This is a genomic window from Sphingomonas sp. (assembly GCF_035910975.1).
Lineage (GTDB): Bacteria > Pseudomonadota > Alphaproteobacteria > Sphingomonadales > Sphingomonadaceae > Sphingomonas.
The window spans coordinates 43,555-70,206 of record NZ_JAMHWM010000032.1 but is presented as its reverse complement, the minus strand read 5'-3'; the positions used below and the strand labels follow the sequence as shown (position 1 = coordinate 70,206).

Sequence of the window (26,652 nt, the reverse complement as noted above, 5' to 3'; positions counted from 1 at the left end):
CGTCAGTCGGCGATCAGGATACGATCCTTGCCCAGCCGTTTCGCCTCGTACAATGCGCGATCGGCCGATCGCAGCGATCCCCGCACATCCTCCCCCACCGGCGCAAGCCCGGCCGAGAAGGTCAGCGTCGGGATAGGCGCGCCGGTATCCTGGTTGACCAATGACCGCTTGGCCAGCCGCACGCGCACATCGTCGAGCAGGTCGCGCGCCTCGTCGGGCGTCGATCCTTCAAACAGGCAGACGAACTCCTCGCCGCCATAGCGCGCAACCTCGGCCCTGCCGCCCAGTTCGGTCTTCAGCAGGCGGGCGACGAAGGTCAGCACGCGATCGCCCGCATCATGGCCGTGACCGTCGTTGACCGCCTTGAAATCGTCGATGTCGCACAGCGCGATCACTGCACTGCCCCCGGCAAGCATCGCGAGGCGCGCGTCGAACCAACGCCGGTTGGGCAGGCCGGTCAGATGGTCGCGTTCGGCATCGCGCCGCGCGGACTGCACCTTGGCGCGCAGCTTGTCGGTCTCGCGACGCGCATCGTCGAGCTGCTCCTCCATCGTCCGCGTCGCCTCGACGACGTCACGGGTCAGCAGCATCAACCGGTGCAGCGTACCGATCGGGTCTTCGCCCGCGCTCTGCATCTGGCGGTCCAGCGCGTCGCCGTAATCCCGCGCCGAATCGCGGCTGTGCCCGACGACCGCCAGCACCTCGGCGAGCCGCCCGGCCAGCGCGCCTGCGACATCCGACAGCACTTCGGGGCGAATGCCGTCGCCCTGCCCGACATCGATCCGGGCCAGCATCTCATCGGTCAGGCGACCGTTGTCGCGCAGCAACTGGGCGATCGTCGCGTTTATGCCGGGGCTCCCCGACAGCTGCTCCTGCGCGACGCGGAAATTATGCGCGCTGAGGTCGAGATCGTGGGCGAAGAGGAAGTCGCCGATGTCGTCGAACTGCTGGCGACGGGCCGCCTGTCGCGGGTCGGACGCGGCCGTGCCACGGTCAGGCGTCGGCCGCGTTTCCGGGCGGCCGCCGCGCAGCCACGCCGGCAGCAGCGATCCGCGCGTGGCGTGCTGAAGGTCGATCGCGCCGCTCATGCCCCGGCCTCCGATGTCACGGCCGGTCGGGCCGGGTCGATGCTCGCAAAGGCCGGGCGGCGCGGTGCGTCCATCGACGGCAGGCCGATGGCGGGGATCGCCACGCCACTGCCGACGAGTTCCTCGATCTCGCGCCAGCGCTCGCGGAACCAGCGCTCGCCGCGCTCGGTACGCACGATCGGATCGCCGCCTGCGGCATTGTCGGTCGCGACGTCCTGATAAGGGATGAAGCGGGCCTGCGGGATATCGTAGAAGGCGCGCACGCGCGGAGAGGACGGCGCTCCTTCCTCGCAGCCGATCACCAGCGCAAGGCGGCGCGAATGCAGCCGCACGACGCTGCGCAACGGCGCGATGCCGATGCTGGCGATGAAGGTTTCGAGGAGCTTTCGGTCGAAATGCCCCTCCCATTCCAGCATCCGCGCCAGCGCCTCGTTCGGCGACCATGGCCGCTTGTAGGGACGGACGGAGGTGACCGCGTCGTAGACGTCGCAGATCGCGCCCATGCGGGCATAGATGCTCAACTGGTCGCCCGTCAGGCCAAACGGATAGCCGCGACCGTCGATACGTTCGTGATGGTGGAGGCAGACGTCGAGCGCGATCGCGTTCACGTCCGCGCTGCGGCGCAACAGTTCGTGGCCCTGGCTCGGGTGGCTGCGCATGATCCGGCGCTCGTCGTCGTCGAGGGGGTCGGGCTTGTCGAGCACGCCGCCGGGCATCGCCATCTTGCCGATATCATGAAGCAGGCCCGCGATGCCCGCGCTGTGCACCTGCTCCTCGCCCATGCCCAGATGCCGCGCCAGGTTCATCATCAGCGCGCAGACCGCGACCGAATGCAGATAGGTATATTCGTTCTTGGTCTTGAGCCGCGTGACGTTGAGCATCGCCGAACGATCCCGCGCCATCGATTCGGCGATTTCCTCGACCAGCGGCGCCACATCGCTCACGCGGACGGCACGGCCCAGCCGCGCCTCTGCGAACATCGCGGTGACGGCGACCTTGGATTTCTCGACCGTGCGGCGCGCCTGTTCGAGTTCGTCGGGCCGCGGAACGCGCATGCGGACGCGGCGCTCGACGACGATCGCGGCCGGGAGTTCCGCTTCGACTACCGCTTCGGTTTCCATGATGGGGGCGGCAACCGCCCTCGTGCGACCGCGAGCCTCGTCGATCACCACCTCGGCGACGCTCGACCCTTTCAACAGCGCGAGATCGGCCGGATCGTCGAGCAGGAAGCGGGTCCGCCAGAACGGGCTGTCCAGCCACGAACATTCCAGCGAGTGAACGAACATTCCCAGCGCAAGTTCGGCAACGGCGATACGCCTCAACATTCCATCAATCCCCAGCTCCGCTCGGCCGCCGTTATCCATGTGCAAACTTAAGAGCGTGTTATGGATGGCGCCGTGCGGAATATCGGAAGTCAAATTTCGGTCGAAACGGGTAGTTCCGCCGTGATTCCATCGCGGAAGACATCCTCAAAACGCGTCAAACTTTCGTTTCTTGAAAGAAATGACCGGCCTGCCATCATGCGCCTGTCTCGGCGGGGATCGGGCTCGTCGCGCGTGTCATGACGCGATTTGTCACTGTTTCGGAGGATCGCCGTGCCGCATCCTTGTGTCCGGGTCGGAGGAATCTTCTGTGTGCAGTCGCGTTGCCACTATCTTAGCCGCCATGGCCGCATTGGCCGGGTTGCCGGCGCATGCCCAGAATGCGCCCGCTACAGCGGAGGCGCAGCAACTGACCCCCGCGCAACTGTTCGACGTCGCCACCGAGGCGAGCGAGCGCGGCGACTATGCTCTGGCCGAGAAGGCGTATCGCGCGCTGGCCGCCAACCCGGACATCGAACTGAGGACGGAGGCGCGCTTCCGCCTGGCGCAGATGCTCGCCGACAAACAGAAGCGCTGGCGCGACGCCGCCGTCGAGCTGCGCCGCATCCTCGACGAGAAGCCGGGCGTCGCCAGCGTCCGGCTCGAACTGGCGCGGATGCAGGCTAATCTCGGCAACGTCGGCGCTGCCGCCCGCGAGATTCGCGCGGCGCAGGCCGCGGGCCTGCCGCCCGAAGTCGATCGCATGGTGCGTTTCTTTGCCGGCGCGCTGGAAGCGCAGAAGCCGGCGGGCGCCAATCTGGAAGTCGCTCTCGCATCCGATTCGAACGTCAACCGCGCGACGCGATCGGACACCTTCGGGACGATTATCGGCGACTTCACGCTCGATCGCGACGCGCAGGCGACATCGGGGATCGGCGTCGCCTTGCGCGGCCAGGCATGGACACGCACGCCGCTCTCCGGCTCGGCCGACCTTCTGCTGCGCGCTTCGGCCGATGCCGACATCTACACACGCTCGCGCTTCGACGACATGTCGCTCACCTTCCAGGCCGGGCCGCAGATCCGGATGGGCCGCGACAAGCTGAGCATCGCGGCGCTGGCCGGTTGGCGCTGGTACGGCTGGCGCCCGTTCACCGCCAGCCTGGGCGCGACCGGCAACTGGCAGCACCCGCTGGGCAAGCGCGCGCAGTTGCGGATCGACGGTTCGCTGGTGCGCGACAGCAACCGCATCACCGACCTGCGCGACGCAACCCGCTATTCGCTGGCCGCCGCGACCGAGCGCAGCTTTACCCCCCGGTTCGGCGGAGGCTTGCAGATCTCCGGCTTCCGCGAGGTGGCGCGCGAGCCGGTCTATTCGCTGACCGGTGGCGGTATCACACCTTATCTGTTCCGCGAGTTCGGCCAGACGACCGCGCTGCTCCAGATGAGCTACACCCGGCTGGAGGCCGACGCCCGAGCGTTCCTCTATCTCGACAGGCGCAAGGACGATCGCTTTACCGCGACCCTGTCCGGCACGTTTCGTGCGCTGCGCGTGGGCACGTTCGCGCCGCTCGCCCGGCTCCGCTTCGAATCGAACCGATCGACCCTCGACATCTATGACTTCAACCGCGTCGCTGCCGAATTCGGTCTGACGGCAGCCTTCTGACAAACAAGGGGAATATCATGCGCAAGTCCATCACCGTCACCCAGGCTTCGGTCGTCGCGATCGCGATCTCGCTGGCCGGCTGCACCACCGATACGCCGCGTGTCAACACGCCGTCGTCCTCCGCGCCGACGCCGACGCCTACTCCGACTCCGACGCCGACGCCTACCCCGACGCCGACGCCTACCCCGACGCCGACGCCCACCCCGACGCCGACGCCTACCCCGACGCCTACTCCGACGCCGACGCCCGGCGGCGACTATACGCCCATGGCCAGCATCACGACGGCGACGAAGTTCCAGTCAGTGCGGTCGAAGTTCGAGATTCTGCCGCCGGCGGTGACGTTCGCGAACATGACGTCGCAGAAGCTCGGCCAGTCGACGGTGATCGATTTCGATCCGGCGAGCGGAAACTACACGCTGGCCAACACCGAAGGCGACACGGTCACCGTCGGCACCGCCGACAAGCTGCCCGAATCGACGGCCGATGCGCAGCATTTCCGCAAGATCATTCCGGGATCGATTCCGGGACTGAACCTGCAGCATGATATCGTTGTCGCGACGCCCGTGTTGAACGGGGTGAAGTTCACCTATTCGCGGATCGTCGACTGGAACATCCTCGACGCGCGGAACTTCCTGTCGGTCAAGAACAAGTTCCAGTTCCACATCATCGGTCAGACCACCAAGACCGCCGACATGCCCAAGACCGGATCGGGCAGCTACGACATCAACGGCGCGATCGCGGCGACCAGCTATGATCCGGTGACGACCACAGGGTACAACTTCCTGCCCAAATCGACCGGCACGTTCGACATCAATTTCGGCTCCGGTTCGATCAGTACGGTACTGCGTCTGATCGGCATCGACGAAAGCGCGCGCCAGCCCGACATGGACCTGGGCAGCTATACCGGCACAGGCGCGCTGACGGCGGGCGGACCGGGCTTCTCGGGCACCTTCACCGGGGGTCCGTCGGCGATCAACAGTTCGGGCTTCGAGGGCGCGTTCTTCGGGCCGGGCGCGACCGAGATGAACTATGTCTTCCACATCGACACCAGCCGGGTCGATGTGGTCGGCACGGTATCCGGCCGGAAGAAGTGACGGACGGGGGGAGCGTCGCGTTCGGCGACGCTTCCCTCAGGCTGGCGACGCGGCGAAGCCGCGTCGTCGGTCGGCGCTCATCGCGCCGCCGGCCGGGCGCGACGCGTTCTTCGTCCAACTCGGCGATTGCTGCGCAATCCCCGCCCTGGTCTCAGGCGTCGTCGCCCATCCTCAAGGCCGCGATGAACGCTTCCTGCGGGATGCTGACCGAGCCGTACTCGCGCATCTTCGCCTTGCCCTTCTTCTGCTTGTCCAGCAGCTTGCGCTTGCGTGTCGCGTCGCCGCCGTAGCATTTCGCGGTCACGTCCTTGCGCAGCGCGCTGATCGTCTCGCGCGCGATCACCTTGCCGCCGATCGCGGCCTGGATCGGGATCTTGAACATGTGGCGCGGGATCAGTTCCTTCAGCCGCTCGACCATGCCGCGACCGCGCGTCTCGGCGGTCGAGCGGTGGACGATCATGCTGAGCGCATCGACCGGTTCCTCGTTGACCAGGATGCCCATCTTGACCAGGTCGCCCTCGCGATAGCCGATCTGCTCATAGTCGAAGCTGGCATAGCCCTTGGACAGCGACTTCAGCCGGTCGTAGAAGTCGAACACCACCTCGTTGAGCGGCAATTCATAGGTCGCCTGCGCGCGCCCGCCGACATAGGTCAGATTCTTCTGGATGCCGCGGCGGTCCTGGCACAGCTTCAGGATCGAGCCGAGATATTCGTCCGGCACATAGATGACCGCCTGAATCCACGGCTCGGAGATCGTCTCGATCTTGTTGGGCTCCGGCATGTCGGCCGGATTGTGCAGGTCGATATGCCCGCCACCATGCGTCAGTTCGATCTGGTAGACCACCGACGGCGCGGTCGTAATCAGGTCCAGATCATATTCGCGCATCAGCCGTTCCTGGATGATCTCCAGGTGGAGCAGCCCCAGAAAACCGCAGCGGAAGCCGAAGCCGAGCGCAGCCGACGTCTCCATCTCGAAGCTGAACGACGCATCGTTCAGGCGCAGCTTGCTGATCGACTCGCGCAATTTCTCGAAGTCGGCGGCATCGACCGGAAACAGCCCGCAGAACACCACCGGCTGGACTTCCTTGAAACCCGGCAGCGGCTCGGCGGCGGGGCGCTTGGCGTCGGTCAGCGTATCGCCGACGCGCGCCTGGGCCACTTCCTTGATCTGCGCGGTGATGAAGCCGATCTCGCCGGGGCCAAGGTCGGGCAACTGCTCGATCTTGGGCCGGAACGCGCCGACACGGTCGACCAGATGGGTCGTCCCTGCCGCCATGAACTTGATCTGCTGGCCCTTTTTGATCGAGCCGTCGATCACGCGGACGAGGATGACGACACCCAGGTACGGATCATACCAGCTGTCGACCAGCATCGCCTTCAGCGGTGCGTCGACGTCGCCCCGGGGCGCGGGAATGCGCTCGACGATCGCGTCGAGGATTTCCTCGATGCCGATCCCTGACTTGGCTGACGACAGCACCGCGTTCGACGCGTCGAGCCCGATGATCTCCTCGATCTCGGTCTTGACCTTTTCCGGCTCGGCACTGGGCAGGTCGATCTTGTTGATGACCGGAATGATCTCGTGGTCATGCTCGATCGACTGGTAGACGTTGGCGAGCGTCTGCGCCTCGACCCCCTGCGCCGCGTCCACCACAAGCAGCGCGCCCTCGCACGCCGCGAGACTCCGCGACACCTCATAGGCGAAATCGACGTGGCCCGGCGTGTCCATCAGGTTCAGGACATGGCCCTTCCACTCCAGGCGCACGGTCTGCGCCTTGATGGTGATGCCGCGTTCCTTCTCGATATCCATGTTGTCGAGCACCTGGGCCGACATCTCGCGTTCGGATAGGCCGCCGGTGCGCTGGATCACGCGATCGGCAAGCGTCGACTTGCCATGATCGATATGCGCGATGATCGAGAAATTGCGGATCTTGTCGAGGGGGGTCATGGGGTGCGCCCTAGATTGACGAGCGACTTAGGGCAATCGCGGGCGTCAGATCACCGCGCGCCGATTGAGATCATGCCCCAGCGCGAGCAGGCCGACGCCGATCAGCGTGTACAGCACCTCGACATCGCTGTGCGGCAGCGTCAGCGCGCCGGCCATCACGCCGAGCCCGAGCGAGCCGACCGCGGACGGCATCATATAGCCATGTTCCCAGATGCCGCGCCCCAGCGCGATCGCCCCGAGCGGGATCGCCAGCGCCAGTCCGACTTCGTGGAAGATCGGATCGACCAGCAGCGCGCCCGCCGCCGACGCCAACGCGACCAGCACCGCCGTCGCAAGGCAATGCGCCAGGCACAGCCCCGACAGCCCGATCGCGAAGCGGTCGAGCCCGGAGAACCAGCCCAGGCGAGTCGTGTACGGCATCCTTCCTGCCATCTAGGCCGATCATATCAAGGTTACAATATCACATTTCGTCGGAAGTGGAGAAATTTCGGCTCGCCTTTCCCGCGCGTGCGCGGTCCGCTAACGCGGGCGCCATGCTGCGCCCTCCGCTCGATCCGCCGACCGCCCGTCCGCTCGCCGTCGCCCGCTGGCTCTATGCGGTGGCGGCGCTGATCGTGGTGATGGTCGTCGTCGGCGGCATCACCCGGCTGACCGAATCGGGCCTGTCGATCACCGAATGGAAGCCGGTGACCGGCGCGATCCCGCCGCTCAACGAGGCGCAGTGGCTGACCGAGTTCGAGAAATACAAGCGGATCCCCGAATATCAGCAGATCAATCGCGGCATGTCGCTGGAGGCTTTCAAGAACATCTATTTCTGGGAATATCTTCACCGTCTGTTGGCGCGCGCGATCGGCGTCGCCTTCGCGGTGCCGCTGCTGTGGTTCTGGGTCAGGAAGGCGATCCCGCGCGGCTATGGCTGGCCGCTGGTCGGGCTGTTCGCACTGGGCGGGCTGCAGGGCGTGATCGGCTGGTGGATGGTCACGTCGGGCCTCGCCGAACGGACCGACGTCAGCCACATCCGCCTGGCCGTGCACCTCAACCTCGCGCTCGTCATCCTGGCGGCGCTGGTGTGGGTGGCCCGCGACCTGACCGCGCTGGCGCGTTCGGCGGACAGCCGGCCGGCGCGGATGACATTCGTCGGCGCGGTCGCGCTGGCGCTGCTGTTCGTCCAGTTGATCTACGGCGCCCTGATGGCCGGGCTGGACGCCGGGCTCGCCGCCGCTGACTGGCCGCTGATGAACGGACGCATGGCCCCGGCCGACGAGTTCGCGTCGCGGCCGTTCCTGGATGCGATCGTCAACGATCCCTACGTCGTCCATTTCATCCACCGCTGGTGGGCGTTCGTCGCGTTCGGCGGGCTGATGTGGCTGGCCCGCGTTGCGAAGCGCGGCGGCGACCGGCGTTCGTCGGTGCTGATCCACAGCAGCGTGGGCATCCAGATCCTGCTGGGCATCGCCACGGTGATGATGGGCGTGCCGATCTGGATCGCGGCGCTGCACCAGCTGGTCGGCGCGTTGGTGCTGGTCGCCGCGGTGCAGGGCGCGCACGGCCTGGGACAGCGGCGGGCGTGAGCGACATCGCGCTGGTCCATGTAACCTTCGCCGATGCAGGCGAGGCGGAACGGATCGGATCGCAGATGATCGCCGATCGGCTGGCCGCGTGCGTGACGATCCACCCGCCGTGCAGATCGATCTATCGCTGGCAGGGCGCGGTCGAGCGCGGACAGGAGGTGCCGGCGACGTTCAAGACCGCGCCGGTCCGCGCCGTGCGGCTGCGCGCCGAGGTGCTGCGGCTGCACAGCTACGAACTGCCGGTGATCGAGACGACGACGGCGGACGTGTCCGATGAAGTCGCCGCCTGGATCGCCGAAAGCACGCGCTGATCGCCCGCCCCTGCCCGGCAAGCGCCCTGATTTTCACGAAGGTATTTAGATACCCGCCAGCAAAGCCGCACTTTGCTTGACTTTTTGCCCCCGCCCCTGCATTGGGCCGCCGTTCGCGCCGCTCCACCACGGGCGGCGTGTCGCATTTTTGAAAAGGTCCAAGGCCCATGAAGGCGCTGATGAAGACCACCAAGTCGGCCAAGCCGCACGAAGTGGAAAAGAAGTGGCATCTGATCGATGCCGAAAATCTGGTGGTCGGCCGCGCCGCGGTCATCATCGCCAACCTGCTGCGCGGCAAGCACAAGACCAGCTTCACCCCGCACGTCGATTGCGGCGACAATGTCGTCGTCATCAACGCCGACAAGGTGCAGTTCACCGGCAAGAAGCGCACCGACAAGGTGTACTACAAGCACACCGGCTATCCGGGCGGGCTGAAGGAAGTGACGGCCGACAAGATTCTCGACGGCCGTTTCCCCGAGCGCGTGCTCGAAAAGGCGGTTGAGCGGATGATCCCGCGCGGCCCGCTGGGTCGCCAGCAGATGCGCAACCTGCGCATTTTCAACGGCACCGAGCATCCGCACGCCGCACAGAACCCCGAAGTCCTCGACGTGGCCGCGCTGAGCCGCAAGAACAAGGTGGGCGCATAATGTCCGACAATCGCCAGTCCCTTTCCGATCTCGGCGCCATCGCTTCGGGCGAGACGATCTCGACCGATACCGCCGGCACCGTCACCGACGCGCCCGTCCAGCCCGCCGCGCCGACCACGCCGCTGCGCGCGCAGGAGCTCGACAAGTACGGCCGCGCCTATGCGACCGGCCGCCGCAAGGATGCCGTCGCCCGCGTCTGGCTGAAGCCGGGCACCGGCAAGATCACGGTCAACGGCCGCGATCAGGAAGTCTATTTCGCGCGTCCGACGCTGCGCCTCGTCATCAACCAGGTGTTCGGCGTTGCCGGGCGCGAGGGCCAGTATGACGTCATTGCCACCGTCAAGGGCGGCGGCCTGTCGGGCCAGGCCGGCGCGGTCAAGCACGGCATCGCCCAGGCGATCACCCGTTACGAGCCGGCGCTGCGCAGCCCGGTCAAGGCGGCCGGCTTCCTGACCCGCGACAGCCGCACCGTGGAACGCAAGAAGTACGGCAAGGCCAAGGCCCGCCGCAGCTTCCAGTTCTCGAAGCGCTAAAACGGCCTGCGGATTGCGCGAGCAATCCGCGGACCCGCCGTTTCGGACGGCAGGACTGCGGATCCCGTCCTGTCCGACCAGGTGGCGCCAAAACCATCTCGCAAGGGGCGATCCGGCAACGGGTCGCCCTTTTTCCTGCCCGGCGCTCCGCGTCCACGCCCGATCGGCGCCCACAGGTTCGGCCTCCCCACACTGTAACCGGTCCCATTTGAGCCAGAGCGTTTCTTCAGCGCGCCGAAAAGCAAGTCTAAACAGCCGGTTATCCCTGTCTTCCGCTTTATGGGCGACGCGATTCAGGTTAATGATCGCGTCGGGCCGGCGTTCGGGACGCGCCGGGTGGGGTATCGCATCATGGGTGGAAGCGCGCGCAAGTCGTTGCGTCTGGCCGTTTCGTTCTCGGCGCTATCGGTGCTCGCGGCGTGCGGCGGCGGCAGTTCGGGCGGCTCCGGTGGCGGTCTGGTATCGGTCGCGCCGACCCCGACTCCCTCCCCAACCCCGACCCCGGCGGCCGTCAGCCAGCAGGACGCCGCGCGTCTAGCTCGCCAGGCGACGTTCGGACCGACCACCGAGGTGGTCAATCGCATCGTGACGCTCGGCATCAACGGCTGGATCGACGAGCAGTTATCAGCGACAGGCAGCCGCTACGACGACATCGCGTCGTCGACCGCGGTTCTCCAGAATTTCTGCACCGGCAGCACCGACACCGCGTGCAACCGCAAATATTTCAGCCGTGAGCCCGTCGCGATGCGCTTCTACGCGGACGCCATGGTCGCCCCCGACCAGTTGCGCCAGCGCGTCGCCTTCGCGCTAAGCCAGATCCTCGTCGCCTCAGAAACCGAGGTGAACGAGACGACGGGCATCGCCGCCTATCAGCAGATCCTGCTGTCCGGCGCCTTCGGCAACTACCGCGACATCCTGCAAAACGTCACCATGTCGAGCTACATGGGCGACTATCTCGACATGGCGGACAGCAACCGCACCGCCCCGTCGGAGAATTACGCGCGCGAGATGCTGCAGCTGTTCTCGATGGGGCCGGACCAGCTCAACATGGACGGCACCCGGCGGCTAGACGCGACGGGTGCAGCAATCCCAACCTATACACCCGACGACATCAAGGGCGTCGCCCGCGCGCTGACAGGGTGGACCTATCCCAGGCTGAACGGCGCGGCGACCAGCGACAACAATGCGCGCGATTATTCGCAAGCCATGATCGTCATCGCGTCGCGCTACGACATCACCGCCAAGAGCTTCCTGGGCGCGACGGTGCCCGCGGGCGCCAGCCAGCAGGACAGCGTCAAGGCCGCCGTCGACGCCGCGTTCAACCACGCCTCCACCGCGCCCTATGTGTCGAAGGCGCTGATCCAGCAACTCGTCACCTCCAACCCCTCCCCCGCCTATGTCGGGCGCGTCGCGGCGCGGTTCGCCGACAACGGCAGCGGCGTTCGCGGCGACATGAAGGCGGTGGTCCGCGCGATCCTGACCGATGTGGAAGCGCGCGGCGCGGCGCGGACCGGCACCAACGACGGCAAGGTCAAGGAACCGGTGCTGGCGATGATCGCGCTGATGCGCGCGGTCGGCATGACGACCGATGGCTATCCCTTCGTCACGCAGGACAATGGCATCGCACAGGCGGTGTTCCGATCGCCGTCGGTGTTCAACTTCTATCCGCCCGATTATCCCCTGCCCGGCAATGTCACGCTGAAGAGCGGGCCGTCGAAGCTGCTGACGACGTCGAACGTCGTCCGCGTGCACAACCTGATCTACAACTGGACGGTGTCGGGCGACCAGACGCGTAGCGAGTTCACCACCAATCCCGGCATTCCGGGATGGACCGGCAGCAAGACCGAATGGGGCGCGTGGGAGGCGATGGGCACCGATACCGACGCGATGATCGCGCGGATCGACCTGTTGCTGATGGCGAACACCATGACGGATGCGCAGAAGGCGGCGCTGCGGGCGGCGGCCGCCGCGATCACCAACGCGGACGCCAATCTACAGGCGCGGCGACGGGCGCAGATGCTGCTCTACATCGTGGGCACCAGCCCGCATTTCCTGGTCGACCGGTAAGGAGGGCGCGGACATGAAGATCACCCGTCGCGATTTCGCCACCTTCATCGCCGGCACCGGCGCCGCCGCCGCGCTGGGCCAGCTCGCGCGTACCGCCACCGCGGCGCCCAGCGGCAGCTACCGCGCGATGGTCGGCGTGTTCCTGTTCGGCGGCAACGACGGCTACAACATGGTCGTCCCCACCGACAGCCGCTACGCCGGCTATGCCACCAGCCGGGGCAGCGTTGCGCTGGCGCAGAACCGGCTGACCGCGCTGGAGGGATCGGCCTATGCGCTGCATCCGGCGATGTCGGCGCTCAACGCGGTCTGGGCGGAAGGCGCGCTGGGTCTCGTGCTCAACGCCGGCACGCTCTACGCGCCGCTGACCAAGGACACCTACCGCAGCCGCAGCGATCTGCGCCCCACCAATCTGATGAGTCATTCGGACGAGCAGGCGCACTGGCAGGGCCTGCGCGCACGGACCGACAACTATGACGGCTTCATGGGTCGCCTGGCCGATCGCGCGAGCCGCCCGGCGACGCCGTCGCTGATCTCGCTCGGCGGGTCGAACCTCGCCGTCATCGGCCAGACGAGCTCGCCGCTGATCCTGCCGTCGACCGGCACGCTCAGCCGCACCGGCTTCACCGCCGGCTCGACGCCCAAGAACGCCGCGATCGACGCCTTCGCGGGCGCCGCCGGCATGGGCACGATCGCCGACGTCACCGCGAAACAGATCACTGCCGCCTACACACAGGCGACCGTCGCCAACACGATCCTGACCGCGACGAGCAGCGTCGATGCGCATTTCGTCAACCCGACGACCGGCGCGACGCTGACCAGCGACGTCTCGCGCCAGTTGCTGCGCGTCGCCCGCTTGATCGAAGCGCGCGGATCGCTCGGCCATGATCGCCAGACTTTCTTCGTGACGCAGGGCGGCTACGACAATCATTCGGGCCAGGTGAATACCGACACCTCGGCCGGCACCCACGCGAACCTGCTCGGCGACCTGGCGATGGCGCTCGCCGCCTTCTATCGTGCGATGAAGGCGATGGGCATGTCGGAGAACGTCACCGCCTTCACGATGAGCGATTTCGGACGGACGTTCAAAGGCAATGCGCAGATGGGTACCGACCACGCCTGGGGCAGCAATCATCTGGTCGTGTCGGGCAATCTGCGGCCGAAGCTGGCGCACGGCATCTATCCCTCCACCGTGATCGGCGGCACCGACGACATCTCTTCGGAAGGACGGTTTGTGCCGACCATCGCGCAGGAGGAGTATCTGGGCGCGATCGCGCGGTGGCACGGGGTGGTAGATTCGGACCTGTCCTATGTCCTGCCCAACTGGTCGACGTGGACCAGCGGCGGGCGCGGCCCGCTGGGGCTGTTCGCCGCCTGAACTTGGCCTAGAAGTCCGGCGATGGGGTTCGCCGCGCATCTCTCGCTCGCCAGCGACCGGCCGGTAACGGCCGGACGGATGCTGCGCGGTGTCGCGCTGGGGGGCGAGAAGGCGCGGCGCCATTGGCGCGGCGAGGGCGCGGGCGTCGGCGTCGCCGACGGCACCATCTTCGCCACCGGCCCCGGCGAGCGCGTCGCGATCTTCGACGGCCGGATCGACAATCGCGCCGACCTCGCAGCACTGCTGGGCTACGACGCGCCACGTGATGACGCCGCGTTGCTGCTCGTACTCCACGCCCGCTACGGCGACCAGACGGCCACGCACATCATCGGCGACTATGCCTTCGCGATCTGGGACAGCCGCGCGCGGCGCGCCCTGCTGGCGGTCGATCCCGGCGGCTACCGCACCCTCTTCTTCCACGAACGAGGCGGCGAACTGTTCGTCGCGAGCGAGCCGAGCGGGCTGTTCACCGAGCCGACCATCGAACGGCTGCTCGACGAGCGGCGCGCCGGCGAATGGCTGGCGCTGCTCGATCCCGACGACGCCGATCGCACGCTGTTCGCCGGCATCCGCCGCGTGCCGCCGGGCGCGCAGGCGACTTGGGACGATACCGGGCTGACGATCGCCGACTGGTGGCGGCCCCAGGCCCTGCCGATGCTGCGGCTCGCCGATCACCGCGACTATGCTGCGGCGGTGCGCGATGCGCTCGACCGCGCGGTCGCCGATCGCGTCGCGGGGGATGCGCGGATCGGCAGCAACCTGTCAGGCGGACTGGACAGCGCGACGGTAACCGCATTGGCCGCATGCCGGCTGGCGGACGAAGGGCGCGGGCTGACCGCCTTTACCGCCGTCCCGGCGCGGGAAGTGGCGGACGCGCCCGGCAGGTTCGGTGACGAGTGGGGCCATGCCGCCGCCGTCGCGGCACGCCATCGCAACGTCGATCATGTCGCGATATCCAACCATGACACCGCGCTTGCGGAGATGCTCGACCTGCGCGAGCCGGCGCAGGACACGCCGCTGCTCAATGTGGCGAACATGGTGTGGCACAATGCGATCGAACGCGAGGCGCGTGACCGCGGCATCACCGTGATGCTGACGGGATCGGCCGGCAACATGAGCTTCAGCTACGACGGCACGCTATTGCTGGCGCAACTGCTGCGCGCAGGCCGGGTTCCGGGCGCGGTGGGCGAGGCGCTGGCGATGCGGAACACATTGGGCCTCACCATGGCGCAGGCGGCGCGGCGACTCATCGCCGCAGCGCTGCCGCGATCCTGGCATCGCCGAATCAAACGAATAGGCGGCAGCCACTGGAGCAACATCAGCGTGATCGGCACCGAGTTCGCCGACACGCTCGGGCTGACCGACCGGTTGGAGCGCAAGGGCCCCGACCAGCGCAACCTGCACCCCACCGACAGCCGCGCGCTCCGCCTGCTCGCCCTGCGCCGCGCCGCCGGGCTGGCCGGCGACTTCGCCAATGCATCGCGCCGCCTCTACGGCATCGACACCCGCGATCCGACCAGCGACCGGCGACTGGTCGAGCTGTGCCTGTCGATCCCCGAGGACCAGTTCCAGCATCGCGGCCTGCCCCGCGCCATAGCGCGGACGCTAGCGCACGACCTGCTGCCCCCGATCGTCCGCGACGAGCATCGCAAGGGGCGCCAGTCGAGCGACTGGGCGCATGCGATCGAGGCGGCGCTGCCCGCGCTGGCGGCGGATGTGGTGAGCCTGCGCGCGAGCGGGCGGGTGCCCGGCTGGGTCGATCTCGACCGGATCGACCGCGCGATCACCGGCTGGCCGGGGGTGGCGAAGGCGGATCACATCGAATGGGTCGCGTTGACCCGAGCGCTTGCCGCCGCCCGCTTCGTGCGCCGGTTCGACGGGAGCAACCGGTGAACCGGCGCAGCGGCGTGGAACGGCGCGCGGCGGCGGAAGCCTTCGTCTGGCTGGTCGCGGCATCGCTGGTGGTGCGTTTCGCCCCCTTCCGCACGATCGCCACGATCGCGCGGCGTCGCGTCGATGCCCGGCCGCCCGCCGATCCCGGCCGTCAGGTCGCCCTGGTCGGCTGGGCGGTCGCCGCCGCCGCACGCCGTGCCCGGTTCCGCGCGGTCTGCATCGAACGCGGGCTGGCGGCGCAGGCGATGCTGCGCCGGCGCGGCATCGCGACAACCTTACATTATGGCGTCGCGCGGGCGGGCGGCAACCTGACGGCGCATGTATGGGTGCGCTGGGGTGAGCATGACGTGGCCGGCGGCGCGGAAGCGGCCGGTTTCAGGGAGTTGGCGGTCTTCACCCCTGACGGCACCGGCTGACCGCGCGCGCGGCGCGGCGAGCGAGCAGCGTACCGCATTGAAACAGCGACGATTTCACTCCCTTACTTTGTCAGTAAGGTTTCGCCGACCGCTCGACTCCATCCCCGGACCGGCCGTATTTCGCGCCTCAATCAGGGGGTTTCCGTCTCGCACGGACGCCGGGTTGCCGTGGTCGCGCACGTTCCCCTCGACCCTGACGAATAACGAAAGTCTTTCTTTCGGGGGCGACCATGGCGGGCGAAGTTACCAAGGCGAAGCTGGATAATCTGAAGTCGGGCATCGAAACCGCGCTCGCGCGGATCGACCAGCTCATCAAGCTGGAGGCCTTTGCCGAGAAACTGCCGATCATCGGCGACACGCTTTCGACCAACGCGCAGGTGCTGGAGACGCTGGTCCGGCTGCAGACATCGCTCAAGGACGCGGTCAACGCGGTCGCCATCGCCGAGGATTTGGCCTCGCTCGACACCGCCGCCGTCGCCAGCCGCCTGAACCAGCAGCTCCAGCAGGCGCTGACCTCGCTCAACCAGACCTATGGCCATATCGGCACCGCGCTCGCCAGCGTCGACAATGCCGGCAACATCATCATCACCATCGATACAGGGCGCACGCTGAACCTGCCCTTCACCCTCGCCGATCTGGGAATGAGCGGGCTGGGCCTGAACCTGTCGGGCCAGGCCAACGCCGCGCTCAGTTTCGACCTCGATTTCCGGCTGGGTATCGACGGCATCGGCTTCTGGCTCGACACCGCAGGCACCAATTTGTCGCTAGGCGCAAAGGTAGACCTCAACGGGTTGGGCGTCAGCGGCAATCTGGGGCCGATGCGCTTCGCCGTCACCAATATCCAGGACAATGATCCCGCCACCGACGCCGACACGCTCAGCTTCAGCATCGGCACGTCGTGGAACCAGACAGGCGTGCTGCGCAGCTTCAGCGCCGACATCATCGATTTCCGCGCGACCGGCACCGTCGATCTCGACCTGCACCTGGCCGCCGACATGGGCGATGCGGCGCTGCCGCACATCAACGCCGACTTCCACGTAGACTGGGATTTCAACCAGGCGATCCTCAACGGTTCGGGCACCAACAGCTGGAGCACGGCAGGCGTCAGCTTCACCAACGTCGAATATGGCTTCGGCACCTTTGTCGAAAATTACGTCACCCCGATCCTGGCGCAGCTGACCCCCTATCTGAAGCCGATCAACGAGGCGCTGGCGATCTTCCGCACCGACGTGTCGGGCCTGCTGCTGCCGTCGATGGTCGATGCGCTCGACGTCACGGACGACGGCAAGGTGACGATGCTGGATTTCCTCCAGATCACCGCCGACTTTCTCAACCAGGACATCGACCTCGCGGGGCTGGAAGGGATCATCGACACGCTCGCGCGCGTGGTCGATTTCGCCAATTACTTCACCGGCCGCACCTTCTCCAACGAAGGCTATCCGATCGGCAACTGGCAGGGTGTGCTGACCGATGTGCAGGGCGCGGTCACGGCATTGTCGACGCTCGGCACCGGAGGGGGCAGCTTCCAGAACGCGTCGCCGGGCATCGCCAACTTCATCGACAGCCTCAGCTCGGCGGCGCAGGCGTCCTTCATGGCGACCCACCAGGGCGCGATCTCGCCCGGCGCCACCGGCAAGCAGCTTCTGATCGAGCTGGTCGGCGATCCGCTGCTGCGCTTCCCGCTGCTCGAGAACCCGGCCAGCGTGATCGACCTGCTGCTGGGCAAGAACATCGACCTGTTCAAGCTCGACTTGCCGGCGATCAACATCGCGCTGGGGCTGACCCAGTCGGGTGCGCTGAGCAACCCGGTCAACGTGCTGACCGTGCCGATCTGGCCCGTGCCGATCGTCGCGGTGAAGCTGAACGCGGCCGCCCAGATCCTCATCGATCTGGCGGCAGGCTACGACACCCGCGGCCTGCGCCAGTATATGGACGGCGGCTTCACCGATCCCACCGCGATCTTCAACGGCTTCTATTTCGACGATCAGCGATCGGGCGGCATCGACAAGCCGGAGATCACGATCCGCGCCGCGCTCGAACTGGCGCTCGATTTCAACGCCGGCGTGATCGGCGCGGGCGGCGGCGGCAGCCTGATGGGCGAGGTGTTCCTGAACCTCAACGACGCGCTGACCGGCGCCGATGGCAAGCTGTACATCGACGAGTTGATCGGTGCGCCGGGCTTCCCCGCAAACCCCTTCGCGATCTTCGACGTGTCGGGCCGCATCTCCGCCGGCTTCCGCGCCTATGTCTATTCGGGCCCGATCTATTGGGTGAACTGGAACAGCGACCGGCTCACCCTCGTCACCTTCGGCGGAAAACAGGGCGCGAACGCCGCCAACGAACCCGATCCCGCACTCGCCAGCGTATCGGGCGGATCGCTATGGCTGCACACCGGCCAGAATGCCGGGCTGCGCCAGATTGCGAACACCACCGACGGTCCCGAGGCCTATGAGGTGTCGCAACTGGGCGACGGCCGGCTGGTCGTCAGCGCGTTCAACAAGGACTGGGTGCACAGCGGCGCGACCAGCATCCAGGGCGATGGCGGCGCGGGCGACGACGACCTGATCCTCGATCGCGGCGTCACGCTCGACGCGCGGCTGACCGGCGGCATCGGATCGGACTATCTCGTCGGCGGTGGCGGCAATGACAATCTGTCGGGCGACGAGGGCAACGACATCGTCCGCGGCCAGGGCGGGCAGGACAAGCTCCACGGCGGCGACGGCAACGACTATCTGGAAGGCGGCGCTGGCGCCGACGAGCTGTACGGCGGCGCTGGCGACGACGTCGCGACCTATGCCAACGCGGCGGCCGCCGTCACCGTCAACCTGGCGACCGGCGTCCACGGCGGCGACGCGGCGGGCGACCTGTTCGATTCGATCGAGGCGTTCGAGGGATCGAGGTTCGACGACAGCTTCACCGGCACGAACGGGCGCGACGTGTTTTCCGGCATGGCCGGCAACGACACGCTGATCGGCGGCGGCGGCGGCGACCTGCTGGCCGGGGGCAGCGGCAGCAACACGATCGACGGCGGCGACGGCTGGGACATCGTCAACTATCGCAACGCGCCGGCCGCGATCACCGTGACGATGACCGGCACGGCGGGCACCGCGACCGGCGGCACCGGCCAGAACGCGATCAACGACACGATCGCCGGCATCGAGCAGGTCGAAGGATCGACCTATGCCGACACGATGACCGGGGGCGCGGGCCGCCAGGTGTTCGTCGGCAACGAAGGGAACGACACGCTGGACGGCGGCGGCGACGGCGACTGGCTGATCGGGGGCCTAGACAGCGACACGCTGATCGGCGGCGACGGGATCGATACCGCCAGCTATGAATTCGCCACCGCCGGCGTCGCGCTCAATCTGGCAACCGGCGGCACCGGCGGCGAGGCGGCGGGCGACAGTTTCTCGGGGATCGAGAACGTCTATGGCTCGGCACACAACGACACGATCACCGGCGACGGCCTCGCCAACCTGATCGAGGGCAATGACGGCAACGATACGCTGTCAGGCGCGGGCGGCGACGACACGCTGACGGGCGGCCTGGGGAACGACACGCTGAACGGCGATGCCGGCCGCGATATCCTGCGCGGCGGCGACGGCAACGACACGCTGAACGGCGGCGACGACGACGACATCCTCTATGGCGGCGCGGGCGACGATACGCTGAGCGGCGGTGCGGGCTTCGACTATGCCAGCTACCGCGACGCGCCGGGCGCGATCACCCTCGATCGCGTGGCCGGCACCGCCAGCGGCCATGCGCAGGGCGACAGCTTCTCGTCGATCGAGGGCTATGAGGGTTCGGACTACAACGACACGATCCGGGGCAGCAACAATTCGGGCGTCACCACCACGCTCACCGTCACGCTGACGGCGGACAACCAGAACAACGCCGGCACCGGCAGCCCCGACGGCGATATCGGCGTCACCGGCAACTGGACGGCGGCGAACCCGGTCGAATTCGACCTGAACCTCGCCGGCACGCCCGCCATCCTCTACGCGACGCTGACGATCGCGGCGACCGGGGTGAACGCACCCGGCATCGGCACGCCGGGCGAGCGCAACGAGGTGTGGCTGAACGGCGCGCTGGTCGGCTATCTCTCGTCGGGCACCACCAGCACCACCGCGCTGGTGATCGATCCCACGCTGCTGACGCCGGGCGCCAACCGCGTCACCATCCGTCACGCGAGCGGCGGTGACGGCAACTTCAGCGTGACCGGCGCGACGCTCAACCTGGTCGTACCGACCGCGCTGGAGGAAATCCGCGGCGGCATCGGCGACGACACGCTGTATGGCGCGGGCGGCATCGACCGCATCTGGGGCGGCGTCGGCAACGACACGATCGACGGCGAGGGCGACGCCGACCTGATCTATGGCGATAGTGGCAACGACATCCTGCGCGGCGGCGCCGGCGACGACGTGATCGACGGCGGCGCCGACGCCGACCTGATCCATGGCGGCGATGGCGGCGACCTGCTGCACGGCGGCACCGGCAACGACATCCTGCACGGCGAGGGCAGCGACGATACGCTGTCGGGCGACCAGGGCGACGATCTGCTGTACGGCGGCGACGGCGAGGACGCGCTGCTCGGCGGTGCGGGCGACGACCAGTTGTTCGGCGGCGACAATGACGACGTGCTGTTCGGCGGCGACGGCACCGACAGCCATGACGGCGGCGCCGGCAACGACACCCTGCTCGGCAGCGCGGGCGACGACAGTTTCGACGGCGGTGCCGATCGCGACGTCATCCTCTACGCGGGCGCGCCGGGGGGCGTGCGCGTCAACCTGAGCGGCACCGGCCGCCTGCTCGGCGGCGAGACGGTCGCCGCCTTCACCGCGCGCGACGGATACGGCACCATCGACAGCTTCGTACAGTCGGGCGGCCTGTCGACGGTCGAGGATGCCAGGGGCACGACACACGACGACTGGCTGGTCGCGTCCGAAGCCGGATCGAAGCTGTGGGGCGAAGGCGGCGACGATTCGCTGGTCGGCCTGGGCGGTGACGATATCCTGCGCGGCGGCGACGGCGAGGACATCGTCGTCGGCGGCGGTGGCAACGACACGGTGATGGGCGGCGCCGGGGCCGACCGGCTCGCCGGTGAGGGCGGCAGCGGCGACTGGGTATCCTATGAGGAGGATGGCGGGGGCGTTACCGCCAACCTGCGCTTCAACCAGGCGACCGACGCTTCGGGCGCGCTCGATCTGCTGGCCGGCTTCGAGAATCTGCGCGGCTCCGCCTATGGCGACACGCTGACCGGCGACGACGGCGCGAACGTCATCGAGGGGCTCGGCGGCAACGACGTGATCGACGGCAATGGCGGCGCCGACACGCTGCGCGGCGGCCTGGGCGACGACATCTACTTCATCGACAATTTCAGCGGCAACCCGACCCAGCCAACCGACGACACCGTCATCGACGACGGTGGCTACGATATCGTCAAATCCAGCGTCAACTACACGCTGGGCGGCGACATCGAGGACCTTCAACTGCTCGGCACCGCTACCGTCGGCACCGGCAACGGCAGCAACAACCTGCTGATCGGCAATGCCGGCGACAACGTGCTGAACGGTCTGTTCGGCGCCGACACCTTCTGGGGCTATGCCGGCAACGACACCTATTATTTCGATCAACTGGGTGACCGCATCGGCACGGTCGCCGCCTTCCGCAGCGGCATCGCCGCGGCGGGCGAGGTCGATGGCGGCGGCAACGACACGATCATGCTGGCGACGGCGGCGATCTACAATGGGCCGTTCAACAATCCGACGGTCCACACCTACGATCTCAATCGCAGCGATCTCGTCCAGATCGAGAACGTCGAGCTGACCGACGACGTCCGCCGCGTCGACCTGGTCGGCAACGAACTCGGCAACCGGCTGGTCGGCAATGCCCATGGCAGCATCACAAGCGGCGAAGGCGGCGACGATTTCCTGAGCACCGGCACGGGCGGCGGCGATGTCATTCACGGGGGCAGCGGCCTCGACACGCTGATCATCGAATGGGGTGCGGCCGTAAATGGCGTGCGGACGTACGACGTGCCGGCCGCGAATCCGACACTGGGAGGCTATAACGGCTATTACGACTCGCCGTCGGGCGGCCCGAGCGTCGCTTACACCTCGATCGAGCGGTTCGAGATCACGACCGGCAGCGGATCCGACGATATCGTCACCTCCGACGGCAACGACATCGTCAACCTGAACGCCGGCAACGATTTCGTGAACATCGGATCGGGCCTGGATCGCGCCGACGGCGGCGCCGGCCGCGATGGCATCACCGCCAATTACGGCGCGGAGACGCTGGCGATCCACTGGGATCTGACCGCCAACACCTATAGCGAAGGCGATGACGGCACCGCGAACGACAAGCGCGCCTTCAGCAATTTCGAATATTTCGGTACACTCACCACCGGCAGCGGCAACGACGTTATCGTCACGCTCGCCACCGACGCGAACGAAACGATCAACACCGGATCGGGCGACGACCGCATCACCGTGTTCGAGGGTGGCGATGTCGTCCACGCCGGCAGCGGTCTCGACACGCTGGTGATCGACTGGAGCGCCAACGGCAATTACAAGCGCACCTACAGCGCGCCGGCCGCGAATACGACGCTGGGCGGCTGGAACGGCCATTACGACACGCCTTCGGGCGGCGGCAGTGTCTACTACACGTCGATCGAGCGGTTCGAGATCACCACCGGCAACGGCGGCGACGACATCACGACCGCCGACGGCGACGACATCGTCATCCTGAACGGCGGCGACGATTTCGTGAATATCGGATCGGGCCTGGATCGCGCCGACGGCGGCGCCGGCCGCGACGGGATCAGCGCGAACTACGGCAGTGATACGCTGGCGATCCACTGGGACCTGACCGCCAACACCTACAGCGAAGGCGCCGACGGTGTCGCCAACGACACACGCGCCTTCAGCAATTTCGAATATTTCGGCACGTTGACCACCGGCAGCGGCAACGACGTCATCGTAACCAAGACCGGGGCCAACAACGAGACGATCAACACCGGCCTGGGCGACGATCGCATCACGGTGTTCGAGGGCGGCGACACCGTCAACGCGGGCGCAGGGCTCGACACGCTGGTGATCGACTGGAGCGCCAACAACAACGGCAAGCGCACCTACACCGCTCCGGTCGCGAATGCGTCGCTGGGCGGCTGGAACGGCCATTACGACACGCCGTCGGGCGGCGGAAGCGTCAGCTACACCTCGATCGAGCGGTTCGAGATCACCACCGGCAACGGCGGTGACGACATCACGACCGCCGACGGCGACGACATCGTCAACCTGAACGGCGGCAACGACTTCGTGAATGTCGGATCGGGCTTCGATCGCGCCGACGGCGGCGCCGATATCGACGGCATCACCGCCGACTACGGCACCGAAACGCTGGCGATCAACTGGGATCTGACCGCCAACACCTACAGCGAAGGCACCGATGGCACGGCGAACGACCAACGCGCCTTCAGCAACTTCGAATATTTCGGCACGCTGACCACAGGCAGCGGCAACGACGTCATCGTAACCACGACCGTCGATGCCGGCGAAATCATTAATACCGGCGCGGGCGACGACCGCATCACGGTGTTCGCAGGTAGCGACGTCGTCAACGGCGGCAGCGGTCTCGATACGCTGGTGATCGACTGGAGCGCCAACGGCAATTACAAGCGCACCTACAGCGCACCCGCGCCGAACGGCTCGCTCGGCGGCTGGAACGGCGCGTTCGATACGCCTTCGGGCGGCGGCGCCGTCACCTACACCTCGATCGAGCGGTTCGAGATCACCACCGGCAACGGCGGCGACGACATCACGACCGCCGACGGCGACGACATCGTCATCCTGAACGGCGGCGACGACTTCGTGAATGTCGGATCGGGCTTCGACCGCGCCGACGGCGGCGCGGACCGCGACGGAATCAGCGCGAACTACGCGAGCGAAACGCTGGCGATCAACTGGAACCTGACCGCCAACACCTACAGCGAAGGCGCCGACGGCGTCGCCAACGACAAGCGCGCCTTCAGCAACTTCGAATATTTCGGCACACTTACCACCGGCAGCGGCAACGACGTGATCGTCACCACGGCGACCAGCGCCAACGAAACGATCAACACCGGCGCGGGCGACGACCGCATCACCGTGTTCGAGGGCGTCGACACCGTCAACGGCGGCGCGGGCAATGACACGCTGGTGATCGACTGGAGCGCCAACGGCAATTACAAGCGCACCTACACCGCGCCGGCCGCGAATACGACGCTGGGCGGTTGGAACGGCTATTACGACACGCCGTCGGGCGGCGGCGCCGTCGTCTACACCTCGATCGAGAACTTCGAGATCAAGACGGGCAGCGGTGCCGACGACATCACCACCGCAGACGGCAACGACATCGTCGATCTCGGCGGCGGCGACGACGTCGTCAACGTCGGATCGGGCGTCGATCGCGCCGACGGCGGGACCGGCACCGACCGGATCTCCGCCAATTACGCGACCGACACCACCGCGATCACCTGGAACATGGTGACCAACACCTACAGCGACGGCGTCGGGCGCAGCATCACCAATTTCGAAACCGTCGGCACCTTCGTCACCGGCAGCGGCAACGACACCATCGTCAGCGGCAAGCTGGCGCTCAACGACCTGTTCAAGATGGGCGCCGGCGACGACATCGTCACCGTCTACAACGGCAGCGACCGGATCGAGGGCGGTGACGGCATCGACACGCTGGTGATCGACTGGAGCGAGCACAACGTCTGGGTTTCGAATTACGACGGCGCCAATCCCGACCCGACGGGCGGGTTCAGCGGCAGCTATTACAACGGCAGCACCAGCCTGTTCGTCAGCTTCAAGAACATCGAGAAGTTCGTCATCACGACCGGCAACGCCGACGACGGCCTCAGGACCGGCGATGGCGACGATTATATCGTCCTCAATGGCGGCAACGACGAGATCTATGCCAACGGGGGCAACGATTATCTCGACGGCGGCACCGGCGACGACAGGTTGCATGGTGGACTGGGCGACGACGTCTACATCGTCGATTCGCTGGGCGACTGGGTGGACGAGGCAGCGAACGCGGGCATCGACGAGGTCCGCACCGCGCTCGGCGTCTATACGCTCGCCGCCAATGTCGAGACGCTGACCGGCACCAGCGATCTGTTCGGCCAGAAGCTGACCGGCAATATCCTCGACAACGTCATCTCGGGCACCCAGTTCGGCGACACGCTGAACGGCGGCGCGGGCAACGACACCCTCTACGGCGGCAACGGCAACGACTTCCTGATTGCCGGAAAGGGCACGGCCGACCAGCTGTTCGGCGACGGCGGCACCGACACCGTGGTGATCGACGGCGCGCTCGCCAACTGGGAATTCGTCCAGCTCGGCGACGGGCGCGTGCGGATGACGGATCTGCGCGATCCGGCCAACGCCGTCGCCTACCTCACCTCGGTCGAGCGGGTCGAGGTGATCGGCGCCGGCAGCGTCTCGATGGCCGAGGCGATCGCCGGCAACGCCAGCGCGATGCGGCCCGGCACGATCGGGAACGACGTCATCGTGGTCGTCGGTCCCGGCATCGTCGATGTCAGCCAGGGCGGCGAGGACGACGTCACCGGCACCAGCGACAGCGATGCCTTCTACTTCGGCGCCCAGCTCAGCACGGGCGACGTCGCGCGCGGCCAGGGCGGCACGGACGACCAGGTCGGCCTGCAGGGCAACTACCGCTACACCTTCAGCGCGACCAACCTGCTCGGGATCGAGACGCTCGCGCTGATCTCCGGTTCGACAACCAGCTTCGGCGACAGCGGGACCAACCTCTACGGCTACGACCTGAAGATCGTCGATGCCAACGTGCCCGCCGGCGGGCTGCTGACGATCAACGCCTCCCGCCTGCTCGCGGGCGAGAAACTGACCTTCGACGGCAGCGCCGAAATCGATGGTCAATTGCTGTTCTACCTCGGCAAGGGCATCGACGACGTGAAGGGCGGGTCGCTCGCAGACGCCTTCTACTTCGGACCGGACGGCCGCTGGGGCGCCGGCGACAAGGTGAACGGCGGCGGGGGCGACGATCAGGTCGGCCTGCGCGGCGACTATTCGGCCGGCGTCGTCTTCGCGGCGGGCACCTTCGTCGACGTCGAGACGATCGCGCTGCTTTCCTCGGTCGAGACCCGCTGGGGGCCGCTCGCGACGCCGGCCGGCTACAGGCTGACGCTGATGGACGGCAACGTCGCCGACGGCACGCAGATGACGATCAACGGCGCGCGGCTGCGGGCGAACGAGACGCTCGATTTCGACGGATCAGCCGAGCTTGCCAGCTATTTCCGGATCATCTCGGGCGCGGGCGACGACGTGCTGACCGGCGGTGCCGGCAACGACACGATCTTTGGCGGACTCGGCGCAGACGTGCTGCGCGGCGGGGCTGGAAACGACATTTTCCTCTACCGCGCGGTCGGCGAGTCCACCGCCACTGCACGCGACACGATCGCCGATTTCACAGCCGGCGACCGGATCGACCTGTCGTTCATCGTCTCCGGCCGCCCCGACGGCGCATTCGAGTTCATCGGCAGTGCCGCCTTCTCCGGCATCGGCCAACTGCGCGCCAGCTACGCGGGCGGCATCTGGATCGTCGAGGGCGACATCGACGGCGATAGCGTCGCCGACATCGTCATCGGGGTCGCAGCGCCTGCCGATCACATCTGGACGGCCGCCGACTTCGTCCTCTGACACTTTCGCAACCAGGGAGAAAAG

General features: G+C 67.1%; 15 protein-coding genes. 11 read left to right on the top strand and 4 right to left on the bottom strand.

From position 1 onward, the window contains the following. Positions 1–2: 2 nt before the first annotated feature. Positions 3–1,088 (bottom strand): GGDEF domain-containing protein, encoded by a 1,086-nt coding sequence (locus VYI76_RS12690; protein WP_326525167.1) that lies wholly within the window; start codon positions 1,086–1,088, stop codon positions 3–5. Then, entirely contained in the window at positions 1,085–2,413 is a 1,329-nt protein-coding gene (locus VYI76_RS12685; protein ID WP_326525166.1) for an HD-GYP domain-containing protein, read from the bottom strand. The genes VYI76_RS12690 and VYI76_RS12685 overlap by 4 nt, the downstream gene beginning before the upstream one ends. Before the next feature lie 340 nt (positions 2,414–2,753). Between VYI76_RS12685 and VYI76_RS12680 the strand changes: the two genes are divergently transcribed. After that, complete coding sequence (locus tag VYI76_RS12680; RefSeq protein ID WP_326525165.1) at positions 2,754–4,052, top strand: surface lipoprotein assembly modifier; 1,299 nt, start codon at positions 2,754–2,756, stop codon at positions 4,050–4,052. A 17-nt stretch (positions 4,053–4,069) separates the two neighbouring features. Further along, positions 4,070–5,146 carry a hypothetical protein gene (locus VYI76_RS12675; protein WP_326525164.1) on the top strand — a complete coding sequence of 359 codons (1,077 nt, stop codon included), beginning with the start codon at positions 4,070–4,072 and terminating at the stop codon, positions 5,144–5,146. A 151-nt stretch (positions 5,147–5,297) separates the two neighbouring features. Here VYI76_RS12675 and lepA read toward each other — a convergent pair whose 3' ends face one another. Then, complete coding sequence (gene lepA, locus VYI76_RS12670) at positions 5,298–7,091, bottom strand: translation elongation factor 4 (RefSeq protein ID WP_326525163.1); 1,794 nt, start codon at positions 7,089–7,091, stop codon at positions 5,298–5,300. 45 nt (positions 7,092–7,136) lie between these two features. After that, positions 7,137–7,511 (bottom strand): MerC domain-containing protein, encoded by a 375-nt coding sequence (locus VYI76_RS12665; protein ID WP_326525162.1) that lies wholly within the window; start codon positions 7,509–7,511, stop codon positions 7,137–7,139. Positions 7,512–7,624: 113 nt separating this feature from the next. Here VYI76_RS12665 and VYI76_RS12660 point away from each other — a divergent pair, with 113 nt between their 5' ends. The 9 genes from VYI76_RS12660 to VYI76_RS12620 all read left to right on the top strand — a co-directional run bounded on the left by VYI76_RS12660 (position 7,625) and on the right by VYI76_RS12620 (position 26,628). After that, positions 7,625–8,662 (top strand): COX15/CtaA family protein, encoded by a 1,038-nt coding sequence (locus tag VYI76_RS12660; RefSeq protein WP_326525161.1) that lies wholly within the window; start codon positions 7,625–7,627, stop codon positions 8,660–8,662. Further along, positions 8,659–8,973, top strand: a complete 315-nt coding sequence (gene cutA, locus VYI76_RS12655; RefSeq protein ID WP_326525160.1) for a divalent-cation tolerance protein CutA — start codon at positions 8,659–8,661, stop codon at positions 8,971–8,973. Before VYI76_RS12660 ends, cutA begins: the two co-directional genes overlap by 4 nt. Before the next feature lie 167 nt (positions 8,974–9,140). Further along, positions 9,141–9,620, top strand: a complete 480-nt coding sequence (gene rplM, locus VYI76_RS12650) for a 50S ribosomal protein L13 (RefSeq protein ID WP_326525159.1) — start codon at positions 9,141–9,143, stop codon at positions 9,618–9,620. Further along, on the top strand, positions 9,620–10,153 hold the full coding sequence (gene rpsI, locus VYI76_RS12645) for a 30S ribosomal protein S9 (protein WP_326525158.1): 534 nt from the start codon (positions 9,620–9,622) through the stop codon (positions 10,151–10,153). Before rplM ends, rpsI begins: the two co-directional genes overlap by 1 nt. A 279-nt stretch (positions 10,154–10,432) precedes the next feature. Then, positions 10,433–12,220, top strand: a complete 1,788-nt coding sequence (locus VYI76_RS12640; protein ID WP_326525157.1) for a DUF1800 domain-containing protein — start codon at positions 10,433–10,435, stop codon at positions 12,218–12,220. Between the two features lie 13 nt (positions 12,221–12,233). Continuing rightward, the gene (locus tag VYI76_RS12635; RefSeq protein WP_326525156.1) at positions 12,234–13,595 is read left to right on the top strand and encodes a DUF1501 domain-containing protein; all 1,362 of its coding nucleotides are present in this window, start codon (positions 12,234–12,236) and stop codon (positions 13,593–13,595) included. 21 nt (positions 13,596–13,616) lie between these two features. Beyond that, positions 13,617–15,488: an asparagine synthase-related protein gene (locus VYI76_RS12630; RefSeq protein WP_326525155.1), complete on the top strand. Its 1,872-nt coding sequence runs from the start codon at positions 13,617–13,619 to the stop codon at positions 15,486–15,488. Further along, on the top strand, positions 15,485–15,904 hold the full coding sequence (locus tag VYI76_RS12625; protein ID WP_326525154.1) for a lasso peptide biosynthesis B2 protein: 420 nt from the start codon (positions 15,485–15,487) through the stop codon (positions 15,902–15,904). The genes VYI76_RS12630 and VYI76_RS12625 overlap by 4 nt, the downstream gene beginning before the upstream one ends. 230 nt (positions 15,905–16,134) lie before the next feature. Further along, positions 16,135–26,628, top strand: coding sequence for a calcium-binding protein (locus VYI76_RS12620; protein ID WP_326525153.1), 10,494 nt, complete (start codon positions 16,135–16,137; stop codon positions 26,626–26,628). Positions 26,629–26,652: the final 24 nt, after the last annotated feature.

Coding starts and splice junctions, on each gene's coding strand:
- VYI76_RS12630 (WP_326525155.1), top strand. CDS start 13,617: ATGGGGTTCGCCGCGCATCTCTCGCTCGCCAGCGACCGGCCGGTAACG.
- VYI76_RS12675 (WP_326525164.1), top strand. CDS start 4,070: ATGCGCAAGTCCATCACCGTCACCCAGGCTTCGGTCGTCGCGATCGCG.
- VYI76_RS12635 (WP_326525156.1), top strand. CDS start 12,234: ATGAAGATCACCCGTCGCGATTTCGCCACCTTCATCGCCGGCACCGGC.
- VYI76_RS12660 (WP_326525161.1), top strand. CDS start 7,625: ATGCTGCGCCCTCCGCTCGATCCGCCGACCGCCCGTCCGCTCGCCGTC.
- lepA (WP_326525163.1), bottom strand. CDS start 7,091: ATGACCCCCCTCGACAAGATCCGCAATTTCTCGATCATCGCGCATATC.
- VYI76_RS12680 (WP_326525165.1), top strand. CDS start 2,754: ATGGCCGCATTGGCCGGGTTGCCGGCGCATGCCCAGAATGCGCCCGCT.
- VYI76_RS12620 (WP_326525153.1), top strand. CDS start 16,135: ATGGCGGGCGAAGTTACCAAGGCGAAGCTGGATAATCTGAAGTCGGGC.
- VYI76_RS12640 (WP_326525157.1), top strand. CDS start 10,433: ATGGGCGACGCGATTCAGGTTAATGATCGCGTCGGGCCGGCGTTCGGG.
- rpsI (WP_326525158.1), top strand. CDS start 9,620: ATGTCCGACAATCGCCAGTCCCTTTCCGATCTCGGCGCCATCGCTTCG.
- VYI76_RS12685 (WP_326525166.1), bottom strand. CDS start 2,413: ATGTTGAGGCGTATCGCCGTTGCCGAACTTGCGCTGGGAATGTTCGTT.
- VYI76_RS12665 (WP_326525162.1), bottom strand. CDS start 7,511: ATGCCGTACACGACTCGCCTGGGCTGGTTCTCCGGGCTCGACCGCTTC.
- rplM (WP_326525159.1), top strand. CDS start 9,141: ATGAAGGCGCTGATGAAGACCACCAAGTCGGCCAAGCCGCACGAAGTG.
- VYI76_RS12690 (WP_326525167.1), bottom strand. CDS start 1,088: ATGAGCGGCGCGATCGACCTTCAGCACGCCACGCGCGGATCGCTGCTG.